The organism is Sulfobacillus thermotolerans, assembly GCF_039623705.1.
GTDB classification, from domain to species: Bacteria; Bacillota; Sulfobacillia; order Sulfobacillales; family Sulfobacillaceae; genus Sulfobacillus; species Sulfobacillus thermotolerans.
Window position 1 is genome coordinate 1,329,365 of the sequence record NZ_CP133983.1, and the last position, 12,003, is coordinate 1,341,367.

Genomic DNA, 12,003 nt, shown 5'->3' on the forward strand with positions numbered 1-12,003 from the left:
TACATGATATGCCCAAGACCTGCTAAGATATATTTGAAGAGCAAAAGAATCTTCATAGCAGCCATTGGGGACCGGGTCGAGGCGAGGCCTGATGGCGAATTGGCCGTATTGGGGATTGCCGCGACGCCTGTTGTCGGGATGCGTCGCGGGTTGGTTTTTGAGGTGGAGCGCGTCGCCTTAGCGATTCGCGATGCGGCTAACCGTGCGAACAGCATGGCGGGGAGCGACCTTACGCAGGCGGCTGTGGCCATTAATGGCGATCACCTCACCATCACACCGGGACAGGCCAAAGTTTCGTTGAAATCAGGGGTTATTCGCGACGAAGACATGCAGCGTGTACTGGAACGCGCCGCCCATGTGGAGCTTGGGGCCGGCCGTGAGGTGGTGCGTGTCATTCGGCGGGGTATAGCCGTAGATGGGTTTCGCGGCGTCGCCGATCCCCAAGGCATGGTCGCTCACACCCTAGAGGCGGACGTGTTTGTGGTCACGGGATTGTCGACTGTTATTCGCAATTTGCGCCATGTGGTCAACATGGCTGGACTTCAACCTTTAGAACTCATTCCCGCTCCGGAGGCGTCAGCATTAGCGGTGCTGAGCGCGGAAGAAAAGCAAGTCGGTGTGGTGCATCTTGATGTTGGGGGTGGCACTACCGGAGTATCTGTTTACCGTTCAGGCCAACTGGAGTACTTTGGCGTCATCCCTTTAGGGGGCGAGTCTATCACCTCAGACTTGTCCGTTGGCTTGGGCGTCGTCGCGACGCAAGCTGAAAGGCTCAAACTGGAGCATGCAGCTGTGGCGTCGGAACGCGAAGGGACGCTGGAAGTGCGGGCGGTGAGCGGACAGTCGGTGAAGCTGATTCCCATTAAAGAAATGCAAGAAATTGTCGCCGCCCGGGTCGATGAGTGGACCGATTATGTCGAGCAGCACTTGCAGCGTATTGAATGGACCAAAGGCCCTGCTGCGGGGGTGGTGATGACAGGCGGTGGCGCGTTGCTCAAAGGGTTGGGCCCATATCTGGAAACACGTTGGGGATGGCCCGTGCGTCTTGGAACGCCTATAGGCCTTGGCGGATTGTCCGATCTGTCACGCAGTCCTGGCTACGCCACGGTGGTTGGGGTGGCAAAGGCCATGGCTTCACATGAACAGTCACGCACCGTGGAGTCACCATGGCAACGAGTGGTACAATTTTGGGTTAATTTGTGGAAATAACTGAGCGGATGCGTCAGACAGGGAGGATTTTGCATGCTGGAATTTGATCAGTCGGATGAAAATTTTGCGGTTATTAAGGTGGTCGGAGTCGGCGGGGGCGGGACGAATGCGGTCAACCGGATGATTCATGCGGGCCTTAAAGGGGTCGAGTTCATTGCGATTAATACGGACGCGCAGGCGCTTGCGTTGTCGATGGCGCCGACCCGCTTGCAAATTGGCACCAAACTGACCAAGGGGCTGGGAGCGGGGGCGAATCCGGATATTGGATCGAAAGCGGCCGAGGAAAGTCGGGAAATGATTGCGGATGCGCTCAAAGGGGCAGACATGGTCTTTATTACGGCCGGGATGGGCGGTGGAACGGGCACCGGAGCTGCGCCGATTGTCGCGGAAGTCGCCAAAGAAGTCGGCGCGTTAGCGGTGGGGGTCGTCACCAAGCCTTTTACGTTTGAAGGCCGCAGGCGGCAAAATTTCGCCGAAAAGGGCGCAGCCACATTGAAGGCCAAGGTGGATACGTTAATCACGATACCCAATGACCGGTTGTTGCAAGTGGTCGAGAAACGTACGTCGATTATGGAAGCCTTCCGCATCGCCGACGACGTCTTGCGTCAAGGGGTTCAGGGCATTTCCGACTTGATTGCGGTGCCGGGTCTCATTAACTTGGACTTTGCTGATGTCAAGACCATCATGTCGGAAATGGGTTCAGCGCTGATGGGTGTAGGGGTCAGCCAAGGCGAAAACCGAGCCGCCGCGGCTGCTAAAGCGGCAATTTCGAGTCCTTTGCTCGAAACCAGCATCGATGGCGCACGCGGAGTGTTGCTGAATATCACAGGCGGCAGCGACTTAGCGCTTTTTGAAGTGAATGAGGCGGCGGAAATTGTCATTCAAGCCGCAGATCCCGAAGCCAATATCATCTTCGGCGCGGTGATTGACGAGACGTTGAAAGACGAGGTACGTGTGACGGTGATTGCGACAGGCTTCTCGGGCGATCGCATGGTGCCCAGACCCGATCCGGAGTTGCGTGAACGCGAGGAAGTGGAAATTAAGCCCTTTGCCAACAATGATGACCTTGATATTCCAGCCTTTTTACGGCGTCGTAACTAGCACCTCAGCATCGATTCCGCCTCTTAGACAAGAGGCGGTTTTTTTGTCGGCAACTTTCTGGGACACCCCAACGGAAATGACATGCTTTGCACCCTTTGCTTTTTAGAATAGCAGGTGTCAGACATACCCGGCTCATCTGCGGCATATCCATCAGATAGGTCGAGGTGAAGACGGAAAGGGGATGAGCCTATGGTCAGCGCGGTGGGCACGCTCGTAGTGAGTTATGCGATGGACTGGTCGTTATTGCGGCTGACCATAGTGTTGATGGACACTGGCTGCTGTTGGGGCTCAGTGTCCCGACTGTTCTGTGGGGCATGGGCCTTTTAATTCCTCGCCCCCGGATGCGCCAATATCTTGGACAGGCGCAAAAAGGCGAGGTGTCTGTGACACTGAATGGGAGTACGCTGACTCTTCCGTGTTTATGGGATTCTGGCAACCAGATGCGTGACCCGGTTTTGCGCCGGCCCGTCATTGTTATGGAAATCAGCCAGGCCATTGAATGGCTGCCTCCGGAAGTCCTGGCATGGGTGACGGCCTGTGCGTCCGGCCGACAAGACCCGGTGCCAAGTAAATGGCAAGGGCGGCTCGGTACCGTTTTTTATCAATCCATCGGTGGCACCGGCATTTTGCCGGTGGTGGCACTTGAGGAGGCCAAGGGACAATTTCAAGGCCGATGGTACCGATTGCAGCCGGTTGCGTTGGCGTTTACGCCTCAAAGTGTGTCGAGTGACCATTCCTACCGTGCCTTAGTTTCGCCTGACTGTATTATTACCATAAATCAAGAAGGGGTGGGTGCATGATTGCACAATGGCAACCAAAACCCAAGGCCTCATGGCTAATACGGGTGAGAGTGCAGCTCTTGATGCTGCTCGGGCTGGAAGAAGCCAACCCGGAAGTTCATTATGTCGGGTCCAGTGAAGCGTTGCCGCCTCCCCTTACCGGAGATGAAGAGGCTAATCTGCTGCATTTACTGGGATCGGGCGAGGACAGTGTCCGCTCTGTTCTCATTGAACGGAATTTACGGCTTGTGGTCTACATTGCCCGCAAATTTGAAAATACCGGGATCGGGATAGAGGATTTGGTTTCAATTGGGGCCATTGGACTGATAAAGGCGGTCAATACGTTTGATGTGGAAAAGAAAATTAAGCTGGCCACATATGCCTCGAAATGCATTGAAAACGAAATTTTGATGTATTTGCGCCGCAACTCGCGGACACGGTCTGAGGTCTCTTTTGATGAGCCCTTGAACGTGGATTGGGACGGCAATGAGCTCTTGTTATCGGACGTCTTGGGTACCGAAAACGATATTATTTATAAGCGGTTAGAGGATGAAGTTGACCGCACGATGTTAAAAAGAGCACTGAGCAAACTCAATGCCCGCGAGCGCAGAATTATGGAACTGCGTTTTGGCCTCATGGATGGCTACGAGCGGACGCAAAAAGAGGTGGCGGATTCATTAGGCATCAGCCAATCGTATATCTCCCGTCTCGAAAAGCGCATTATTAAACGGCTGCGTAAGGAATTTTACCGCATGGAATAACGACATCCTGCCCCGAGCGAGCCCCGGAAGCCAATTATTGGCAAATTCCGGGGCTTTTTGTATATCCTCACTCGCGTTTGGTGATACTGCCATTGTGAAGATGAAGGATGAAAGCTCCGGGGAGGGGTTAGGGTCGTGCCACTGAATAAAGTTGAAATCCCTGGTGTCAATACGGCGAAATTACCGGTGTTGGGCAATGTCAAAATGCGAGAACTCTTTAAAAATATGCAAGCGGGTGACGAGTCCGCACGCGATGAACTGATTAATGGCAATCTGCGCTTAGTCTTGAGTGTCATTCAGCGCTTTCAAAACCGCGGCGAGCATAGTGATGACTTGTTTCAAGTGGGCTGCATTGGCCTTATGAAAGCCATAGACAACTTTGACTTAGGTCAAAACGTGAAGTTTTCCACGTATGCTGTGCCGATGATTATTGGGGAAATCCGGCGTTATCTGCGCGACAACAATCCGATTCGCGTCAGCCGTTCGCTCCGCGACATTGCTTACAAAGCTTTGCAAGTGCGAGATGGATTGGTCCACCGCTATTCGAAAGAGCCGACGATTAGTGAGATCGCCGAAGAATTAAGTGTGCCGCGTGAAGAAGTGCTGTATGCCTTGGATGCTATTCAAGAACCTGTATCGCTGTTCGAGCCCATTTATCATGACGGCGGCGATCCGATTTTTGTGATGGACCAAATCAGTGATGAAAAAAATCATGACCGCAATTGGCTGGAAAGTTTAGCTATTCGGGAAGCCATGCGGCGGTTGAATGACCGAGAAAAGTTAATTTTGACGATGCGCTTCTTTGACGGAAAGACGCAAATGGAAGTGGCTGACGAAATTGGCATCAGCCAAGCACAAGTGTCGCGCCTGGAAAAGGCGGCGTTGACGCACATGAGGAAGTACATCTGATGTGGGTGAAACAGATTGCGCTAAGTTTTCTGGCCATGGGATTTTTATGGAGTATTGCGCCCGTCACACCGCAAGGCCATACGGCTTTGGCAGGTACGACGACGCAGGCGATTACCCCGCCCCCCGTCATTCGGTTTCGGGTCATTGCCAATTCGGACAACCCCGTGGATCAAGCCGTGAAACTCGATGTGCGCGATAGGGTGCTAGCGGTCTTAGATCCGCTTTTGACCCACGTGCATGATAAAGAGCAGGCTGCAGCCATCTTATCGCACCATATTGCCCAAGTAACGGAAGCAGCCGATGCGGTGTTGGCAGCTCATCATGTGACCTATCACGCGCATGTTCGCTTAACGACGACAGAATTTCCTACGAAAGCATATGGCAGCTGGGTCTTGCCCGCTGGGCGCTATGAGGCCTTATTGGTGGTCTTAGGACGCGGGGCCGGGCATAATTGGTGGTGCGTGTTGTTTCCCTCATTGTGCTTCATCGACATGAGCAATGCGGTGGCCATTCCGGCTGCTGCCGCGATGCAGACGTCACCGGCTAATCCGGTCACGGTCCCGGCTGTGCCGGTGAAATTACCCCCGTCCGTGCCTCATCACCCCCATGGGGCCATTCATGTCTCGTGGCGGTTGCCCCATATTGTCAATCATCTCCTGGCTTGGTTTTAAGAGGTAGTGGGGAATTCGTCTAGTGTCCGCCGGTGCGACATAAGGTATAACGGGGGGATGCCTGGTGGTAAAGACCTCTGCACTGCGGACGAAGGATGTTATCAACATTGTTGATGGGCGGCGAATGGGTTTCATCGGCGATTTGGAGCTGGATTTAGAAGGAGGACGCCTGAAGGCCGTTGTCATTTTGGGTGCCAGCCACCTTTTGGGCCTGTTTGGACGGGAGCGTGACACGGTGATCCCTTGGGATCAGATCCGCAAAATCGGTGAGGACGTTATTTTGGTAGAAATTGATCAATATCACGCCCAAGACATGTAAAGGGGCTGGCCCAAAAGGGCAATAGATTCACGCGATAAATTAGCCCCAAAAATCGGGATGAGATCAAGAAAACCCGCCTTTTTTGGTACGATCTTCTTATGAAGAAGATGTGTCCGAAAGGCGGGTTTTGGGTTGGGGAACCAAATAGAGGCATGAGTGATGACGGGATTGCCGGAGCCCCAGGAGGTATCGATCGTCCGCGAGGTTCACGCCAGTTTCGGCCATATCAGCAAGATCCATGATTTTTACCCATGGATTTGTCCGATGTGATTCCGGTCCATCATGTGGTCCGCGTCGTCAACGACGCGGTGGATCAACTGAGCGACCGGTCTTTGACCACGTCTACCCGGGCGGGGGGCCCTATCACCCCCAGCTCATGGCCAAGATTTTAGTCTATGCGTACAAACAACGTGTGTACTCCTCTCACCAGATTGCCTGCCAAAGCCGTGCGCGGGCAGAGGATTCATGATTGTTATCTCACGTTTTACTGACCGATCCGGTAATTTGGTCGACTTGATTCTCAGAGAGAGTATGAGATCCAATAATATAATGCACGCCATTCATTTGAAACGTAAGAGATGAATGTGTGCCGCTTCCCATGATTCCATAAACTGTAGTCCATGTTCCTGTGATCGGTGTCTGTGACCCCGACCCAGGAATCGTTAATGCGACGGTTCCCGTTATTGCGTGATCGCCCCCCGTACCTAACGAATTAGCGTTGCCGGATTCTTGTACGGTAAAATTATTATAGATGAGCATTAATACACCTCTATGAGAGGTCGCGGCCGTAAAAGTCGTCGCCCTGACACTCAAGCGTCTACCTCAACATCATCGTCGACATCAACGCCGATAAGTCTATCCTCGATTACCTACACGACCAAGCAACAGGCAACCATTTTTCAATTAGGTCATAAGGTCGGGTTTCCTGCGGCCTATGTTCCTCGACAAGGCTTTCAATCACAATTTGATGGCTTCCAAACCATTATCGATTCTTATTGCAGAGACTGAATGGATATGCTCATGAGAATGATTCAAAATGTTTAGTCGCATTTGATTCCCAAGACGAAGGTAACGATCGGATTATTGTCAATCGGATAAAAAATTATCTCTTTAAATCGAAAGAAGGACGGCTATTAACTTCACTCGTGGAAACAGCATTTTTTGTTAGCTCCAAAGTCGAAGAAGGTATTCAAATCGCCGATCTGCTGGCCGGGATTATCCGCCAGCATCACGAGCATCGAGACAATGAGACAAACGCTGCATTTTTAGATTGGGTAGACGAATTATATGACATCGTCGTCTCACGCACGATGACAGTGCCAGGACCGCGTCCGGAAGAGTCGCTCAGGGGAATTTATAAGATGCCATCCAAATTTTTTGCTTTTGGACACCATTGACACACCAAGACAAACAAGTGTATTATGTTCTAAATTAGAGTATGAGAAATTCGAGTAGTTCCTCCAGGAGCTGCTCGATTTTTTTCGTCTGTATTTTATACGCTACGAAGGCACCTTGCAATGTTCGCGCACGTGATGACGGTGACGGAAGACCGTTCGAGAGGGAACCGAAGCGAAAGACCCTTTGGTTGGGCATGCCCGTAGAACTCGGCTGGTCTGAAGAAAATATGGATGTCATATTTCAGCGAGTCCATCATAAGAACATGTCCCGAGCTTGGATGTTAGTCTAAACTGTGGACACCCCGAATTGAGACACGATGATACAATAATTCTCAATTGAGGTGAATCCGGCCAATCCATATGATCGAGCATTTAAAGAAGAAGCGGTTCCACGCGTGTTGACCCAACACAAAAGTGGGGCCCAAGTGGCCCGCGAACTGGGCATTCCCAGCAAACGGAAAGCGGAGGACCAAGCTCTTCGTGATTTGCAGCGACGTATTCGAGATCTCGAAGAGGAAAAGGCGATCTGAAAAAAAGCGATGCGCTTCGTCACCAACGATCGGAAGTCATCGTTCAGTTCATTCATGAACACGTGATCGTCGACTTCTTTGAGCTTGTGCCTATGCAAGGGATTGACCAAGACGACGGTCACGCCGGGTTGTTGGCGCAACCGGTGCGCTAGGGGCAACCAATAGGCCCCCGTGGATTCCAGCCCGATCACGAGGCGCCGCCTGGCCGGGCGGCGGGCCCACATGGACTCGAACCCGCTGCGGGTATTGGCAAACCGCATAGGCTTGCCCGCCGACAACCCACTGGGAAACAACCATTGAATGTTATGCCAGCCTTGTGCCACCTCCACCCCTCCCACCACGGCACCTTAGGCGGCCGCTTTGTGTTGATCAATCGTCGATGTAGAACGCATTGAGAAGTCTTCCTTGGTCTGGTATCGGGTCTGCACCATCAACAGTACCAAAGGGCGATTTCTTTCCTCAACCGTGAAAGTCCGCCGAAATCACATTTCTACAGGACGCTTATGGTTTTATATTGAACTCCTTATATCCGGCGTCAGCAGCCATAAGATGACCTGCGAGGATATGAAGCGATTGCCCTGCGGCCTTGCAAATCCTCTTCAGTTCTTCATGGAAATTCGCTCTCTCGGTCTAAAGGACAACCTTGATACCACTCAAATGCAATTGATGCAACTCTTGACGTCGTCTCCCCCGATTCCGCCCTTAAGAAAGCAAAGCCAAGACCTTTTGAAAGCAGCGTATTTACATCGCGAATGGAGCGTGGCGCAGATAGCCACCCACTTTCATGTTAGCCGCTCGTCCTTTTATCGCCATAAGCGCAAAGCTCTCGAAGAGTTAGCCGAAGCATGGAACGCTCGGCACTAATAACACAAAGCCCGACAACCAATAGGACAAAAATACGGCCACCGGATAGCGGAATAAAAACCAGAGTACAAACCAGAGTACAAACCAGAGTACAAACCAGAGTACAAACCAGAGTACAAACCAGAGTACAAACCAGAGTACAAACCAGAGTACAAACCAGAGTACAAACCAGAGTACAAACCAGAGTACAAACTTAGAGTACAAACCAGAGTATTCTCATGACGAAAACCATTTCTTGATCCTTATTGTTTAGCGCGGATGGCGATACCCACGAGCACGGACATGCATGAACCCTACGTAGTGCGGACACGATAAGACCGCACCACACCATAAAGGGGGATGACTATGCCAAAATTGACGGCTCAGGAATATCAGCAATTACATGAAATTGCCTCAGCGGATGCGACCTTAATCGCGAAAGCAACGGGTTTTTTGTCGTTTGTGCAAGATGGCGACTTGAAATCCATGGTGGAAAATGAACGCCGCAAAGCCGAGATGCATTATAACGAACTGATTGATATTGCCAATGGCGAATCGCTCAATCAAAAGTTCGAGCAGCTTGATGGTGGACTGAAAGGACGTCCGCGCAATGCGTCCATGCAGTCTCCAACGCCTATTCAACCGAAAAGCGGTCAGGGATTTACCGACCGCATTATTGCGGCTGATCTATTGGACTATTCTAAGAGCATGACCGTGCGCTGCATCTGGGCGGCGACCGAAATCACCCATGTGGGGATTCGCCGGGCGTTATCCGAAATGGCCCGGTATCACCTAGATGCTGCCTATGAATTTTTTAAATTCATGGAGCAAAAGGGTTGGTATGTGCCCTTGGGAGCTAATGAGAATGCCGAGCAGTGGTTCCGCCAAAATCACGAGCAAATTATTTCCGCTCATATGAGCGGACGTCAAGAATCAGACTGGGTTAGTGCTAACGCTCCCATGCCCTCCTAAACGGTAAACGGGCCGGAATCTCCCGTCGAGATTCCGGCCCGCCTACTGTTTTGGTGAAGGGATTAGAAAGCATCATGTTTTCGCCCGTAAGGGCGTGATAAAATAAGCGCAGGGGTCGGCGTGTGTCCGTCCACGCAATCAGACCGTTTAGGAGCGCGCCCATGGCACAGTGGGAACATCACGGCCCGTACTGGAAATGGTTAGGAGTTAACACAGTCCAGGCCATCTTTACAACACGTCAAGGCGGGATCTCAGATCCGCCTTATGATACCTTGAATCTCTCCTTCAATATGCCAGATCAACCGCAGGCGGTTTTGGAAAATCGGACGCGGGCTTTGTCATGGCTGGGCGCCTCATTAGATCAGCTTGTCATGGCAGAGCAAGTGCATAAGGCACTTGTTAGCTGGGTCGGTGAATCCGATGCCCCGGCGGGCGCCAGATCCTCCGCCGGGGCAATTCCTGGCGCCGATGGGTTACTCACCCGTTCATCTGATATTGTGCTCGGTATGGGGTTTGCCGATTGCGTTCCGATTTTTCTTGCAGACGAGGCGGGAACCATCGGCGGCTTGTTACATGCCGGGTGGCGGGGCACCGTGCAAGGGGTGCAAGTGGAGGCCGTTGCACAGTTGATTGAGCAAGGCATAGCCCCCCACGATCTTCATGTCGGCATTGGACCATCCATTGGTCCGTGTTGCTATGAAGTCGATGAGCGGGTGGCACAAGCTTTTCGGGAGGCGATGGGATCTGACGCGCCACTGGTCACCAGCATGAAGCCAGGACATTACCAGCTCGACTTGTGGACGGCGAATCGGCGGCGTCTTGAGCAGGCGGGCGTTCGGCCGGACCGTATTGATGTTGCAGGGGTATGTACGGCCTGCCACCGGGATCAGTTTTTTTCTCATCGTCGCGATGCGGGCCGCACGGGCCGCATGGGGGGATATCTATGGCTCAAGAAATAGCGGAACGTGTGCAACATGTATTAGCACAAATCGAGGCCATTCGACCCGGTGAAGGGGTCAAGCTCATGGCCGTCACGAAGATGCGAACCCGAGAGGAGGCCTTAGCCGCTGTGGCGGCGGGTGCCCAGCTTATCGGAGAAAACAAGGTGCAAGAAGCCAAAGATAAGTGGCACGAAAAGCCTCCGGTTCCCTTGCACCTTATTGGACATCTTCAAACGAACAAGGTAAAATATACCATAGATCTTTTTGACTCTGTCGACAGTATAGATAGTGAGAAGGTGGCAGAGGCATTAAATCAACGGGTTACTGACCGTCTTGCGGTCATTCTTATCTGGAGTTGCTTATGCGTTAGATGGCGGACTGCGCAAAGTCGGAGACAATATCTTCCTCGTTACGCCCAACAACGTGGAAGTCGCCAGTGAAGATCATGATGACGCGCCCGGGTGGACCAGGAGCCTGTCTAAGTGAGTATCATCTTCATCCATTTAGCAGAAACTGTCCATATTCTGCAAGATGTGTTTTTTGTTGTGCTGATGATACGGATTGTGTCATCGTTTTTTCCTCCGAAGACCGCGGGGCTATGGGATAAGGCGACGTACATTTCAACACAGCTGACTGAGCCCATTTTAGCCCCTATTCGGCGGAGGGTGCCTCTGGTGGGAATGCTCGATTTGTCCCCTTTGATTGCGTTTTTCTTGGTGGACATTGCGTCATACCTGCTTGTGGCGTTGTTTCTTTATATGGCCAGGTTCTAACCGCGGGAGGATTTTATGCCACTGACACCTTTAGATATTGTCAATAAAGAGTTTAAACACGGATTTCGGGGTTATAACGAAGATGACGTCAATGAATTTCTTGACGAAATCGTTCGGGATTATGAAGCATTGATTCGTGAGAACGATGAACTGAAAGAAAACACCTCGGGCATGACGGAGCGCCTTGAGCAATATCGCAAATTGGAAGCTACGCTGCAAAATACGTTGATTATTGCGCAGCAGACGTCGGAAGAAGTCAAAACGGCGGCGCGCAAGGAAGCCGAACTGATTGTGCGTGAAGCCGAAGCGAAAGCCGAGGAAATTGTGCGGCGAGCTGAAGCGAAAGTGCGTGACGCGGAAAGCCAACTGGCGCAAATTCGTTATGAGACGGAAAAATACCGGGCGCAAGTGCGGAGTTTATTAGAATCTCAATTGCGATTATTATCCGAGGAACCGATGGCATTGCAGGCCAGCCGTGATTAGGGAATGGGCTGGCCGCTATGTGGGCGGCCAGCGTAGTTTCCGGCTTCACCATCCATGAGCCGTGTTGTAAAGAATGGTCATGGGTAGCAGGGCATATTCTCTTGTTCTCTGTCAAACAACTGCCGAACGATTCGGTTATGCGGTTTGATCTCTAAAAGTGTGTGTGGTTTCAGAAAGAGATTCAGAGATGGACATAGGCTTCTTTTAGCCCCGGAGCACCGGTTTAAACAATGCTATTGCTGGCGATGTCTTGAAACATCTCATAACGTTGATCACTCAACAAATGAATCCATTCTCTTACCCATAGTCTATACC

At 51.8% G+C, this 12,003-nt stretch carries 17 protein-coding genes and 1 pseudogene; 16 read left to right on the forward strand and 2 right to left on the reverse strand.

The genetic code is table 11. The annotated features are described in order from the left end of the window. The first annotated feature begins 33 nt into the window (after positions 1–33). From ftsA to ORD20_RS06775, 8 genes are all read left to right on the forward strand, one after another. Complete coding sequence (gene ftsA, locus ORD20_RS06740; protein WP_430626623.1) at positions 34–1,209, forward strand: cell division protein FtsA; 1,176 nt, start codon at positions 34–36, stop codon at positions 1,207–1,209. A 33-nt stretch (positions 1,210–1,242) separates the two neighbouring features. Continuing rightward, positions 1,243–2,310, forward strand: a complete 1,068-nt coding sequence (gene ftsZ / locus ORD20_RS06745; protein ID WP_103376420.1) for a cell division protein FtsZ — start codon at positions 1,243–1,245, stop codon at positions 2,308–2,310. A 189-nt stretch (positions 2,311–2,499) separates the two neighbouring features. Then, a complete protein-coding gene (locus ORD20_RS06750; protein ID WP_430626745.1) occupies positions 2,500–2,637 on the forward strand; it encodes a hypothetical protein in 138 nt (45 codons plus the stop codon). Then, positions 2,625–3,110: a sigma-E processing peptidase SpoIIGA gene (locus ORD20_RS06755; RefSeq protein WP_430626689.1), complete on the forward strand. Its 486-nt coding sequence runs from the start codon at positions 2,625–2,627 to the stop codon at positions 3,108–3,110. The genes ORD20_RS06750 and ORD20_RS06755 overlap by 13 nt, the downstream gene beginning before the upstream one ends. Positions 3,111–3,172: 62 nt before the next feature. Beyond that, positions 3,173–3,850 carry an RNA polymerase sporulation sigma factor SigE gene (gene sigE / locus ORD20_RS06760; RefSeq protein ID WP_242968646.1) on the forward strand — a complete coding sequence of 226 codons (678 nt, stop codon included), beginning with the start codon at positions 3,173–3,175 and terminating at the stop codon, positions 3,848–3,850. A 135-nt stretch (positions 3,851–3,985) separates the two neighbouring features. Further along, positions 3,986–4,759, forward strand: coding sequence for an RNA polymerase sporulation sigma factor SigG (gene sigG / locus ORD20_RS06765; protein WP_103376417.1), 774 nt, complete (start codon positions 3,986–3,988; stop codon positions 4,757–4,759). After that, on the forward strand, positions 4,759–5,430 hold the full coding sequence (gene spoIIR, locus ORD20_RS06770) for a stage II sporulation protein R (RefSeq protein ID WP_103376416.1): 672 nt from the start codon (positions 4,759–4,761) through the stop codon (positions 5,428–5,430). The genes sigG and spoIIR overlap by 1 nt, the downstream gene beginning before the upstream one ends. Before the next feature lie 64 nt (positions 5,431–5,494). Beyond that, entirely contained in the window at positions 5,495–5,749 is a 255-nt protein-coding gene (locus ORD20_RS06775) for a YlmC/YmxH family sporulation protein (RefSeq protein ID WP_103376415.1), read from the forward strand. A gap of 477 nt (positions 5,750–6,226) precedes the next feature. Here the strand turns inward: ORD20_RS06775 and ORD20_RS06780 are convergent, their stop codons facing one another. Continuing rightward, positions 6,227–6,508: a hypothetical protein gene (locus ORD20_RS06780; RefSeq protein ID WP_103376414.1), complete on the reverse strand. Its 282-nt coding sequence runs from the start codon at positions 6,506–6,508 to the stop codon at positions 6,227–6,229. Between the two features lie 236 nt (positions 6,509–6,744). Here ORD20_RS06780 and ORD20_RS06785 point away from each other — a divergent pair, with 236 nt between their 5' ends. After that, positions 6,745–7,146 (forward strand): DUF3800 domain-containing protein, encoded by a 402-nt coding sequence (locus ORD20_RS06785; protein ID WP_103376413.1) that lies wholly within the window; start codon positions 6,745–6,747, stop codon positions 7,144–7,146. Positions 7,147–7,541: 395 nt separating this feature from the next. Then, positions 7,542–7,676 carry a hypothetical protein gene (locus ORD20_RS06790; RefSeq protein ID WP_255398176.1) on the forward strand — a complete coding sequence of 45 codons (135 nt, stop codon included), beginning with the start codon at positions 7,542–7,544 and terminating at the stop codon, positions 7,674–7,676. A gap of 83 nt (positions 7,677–7,759) precedes the next feature. Here the strand turns inward: ORD20_RS06790 and ORD20_RS06795 are convergent. After that, positions 7,760–8,017, reverse strand: a pseudogene (locus ORD20_RS06795) (IS110 family transposase); the annotation flags it as partial. 64 nt (positions 8,018–8,081) lie between these two features. Between ORD20_RS06795 and ORD20_RS06800 the strand changes: the two are divergent. The 6 genes from ORD20_RS06800 to ORD20_RS06825 all read left to right on the forward strand — a co-directional run bounded on the left by ORD20_RS06800 (position 8,082) and on the right by ORD20_RS06825 (position 11,688). Then, positions 8,082–8,540 carry a helix-turn-helix domain-containing protein gene (locus ORD20_RS06800; RefSeq protein ID WP_103376412.1) on the forward strand — a complete coding sequence of 153 codons (459 nt, stop codon included), beginning with the start codon at positions 8,082–8,084 and terminating at the stop codon, positions 8,538–8,540. A gap of 345 nt (positions 8,541–8,885) precedes the next feature. Then, entirely contained in the window at positions 8,886–9,491 is a 606-nt protein-coding gene (locus tag ORD20_RS06805; protein ID WP_103376411.1) for a spore coat protein, read from the forward strand. Between the two features lie 161 nt (positions 9,492–9,652). Then, positions 9,653–10,450: a peptidoglycan editing factor PgeF gene (gene pgeF / locus ORD20_RS06810; RefSeq protein WP_103376410.1), complete on the forward strand. Its 798-nt coding sequence runs from the start codon at positions 9,653–9,655 to the stop codon at positions 10,448–10,450. Between the two features lie 315 nt (positions 10,451–10,765). After that, positions 10,766–10,918: a cell division protein SepF gene (sepF, locus tag ORD20_RS06815; protein ID WP_430626624.1), complete on the forward strand. Its 153-nt coding sequence runs from the start codon at positions 10,766–10,768 to the stop codon at positions 10,916–10,918. Continuing rightward, positions 10,915–11,205: a YggT family protein gene (locus ORD20_RS06820; RefSeq protein WP_103376408.1), complete on the forward strand. Its 291-nt coding sequence runs from the start codon at positions 10,915–10,917 to the stop codon at positions 11,203–11,205. Before sepF ends, ORD20_RS06820 begins: the two co-directional genes overlap by 4 nt. A 15-nt stretch (positions 11,206–11,220) precedes the next feature. Next, the gene (locus ORD20_RS06825) at positions 11,221–11,688 is read left to right on the forward strand and encodes a DivIVA domain-containing protein (protein ID WP_103376407.1); all 468 of its coding nucleotides are present in this window, start codon (positions 11,221–11,223) and stop codon (positions 11,686–11,688) included. Positions 11,689–12,003 lie beyond the last annotated feature (315 nt).

Coding starts and splice junctions, on each gene's coding strand:
- ftsZ (WP_103376420.1), top strand. CDS start 1,243: ATGCTGGAATTTGATCAGTCGGATGAAAATTTTGCGGTTATTAAGGTG.
- ORD20_RS06750 (WP_430626745.1), top strand. CDS start 2,500: ATGGTCAGCGCGGTGGGCACGCTCGTAGTGAGTTATGCGATGGACTGG.
- ORD20_RS06755 (WP_430626689.1), top strand. CDS start 2,625: ATGGGCCTTTTAATTCCTCGCCCCCGGATGCGCCAATATCTTGGACAG.
- sigE (WP_242968646.1), top strand. CDS start 3,173: ATGCTGCTCGGGCTGGAAGAAGCCAACCCGGAAGTTCATTATGTCGGG.
- spoIIR (WP_103376416.1), top strand. CDS start 4,759: ATGTGGGTGAAACAGATTGCGCTAAGTTTTCTGGCCATGGGATTTTTA.
- ORD20_RS06780 (WP_103376414.1), bottom strand. CDS start 6,508: ATGCTCATCTATAATAATTTTACCGTACAAGAATCCGGCAACGCTAAT.
- ORD20_RS06805 (WP_103376411.1), top strand. CDS start 8,886: ATGCCAAAATTGACGGCTCAGGAATATCAGCAATTACATGAAATTGCC.
- pgeF (WP_103376410.1), top strand. CDS start 9,653: ATGGCACAGTGGGAACATCACGGCCCGTACTGGAAATGGTTAGGAGTT.
- ORD20_RS06825 (WP_103376407.1), top strand. CDS start 11,221: ATGCCACTGACACCTTTAGATATTGTCAATAAAGAGTTTAAACACGGA.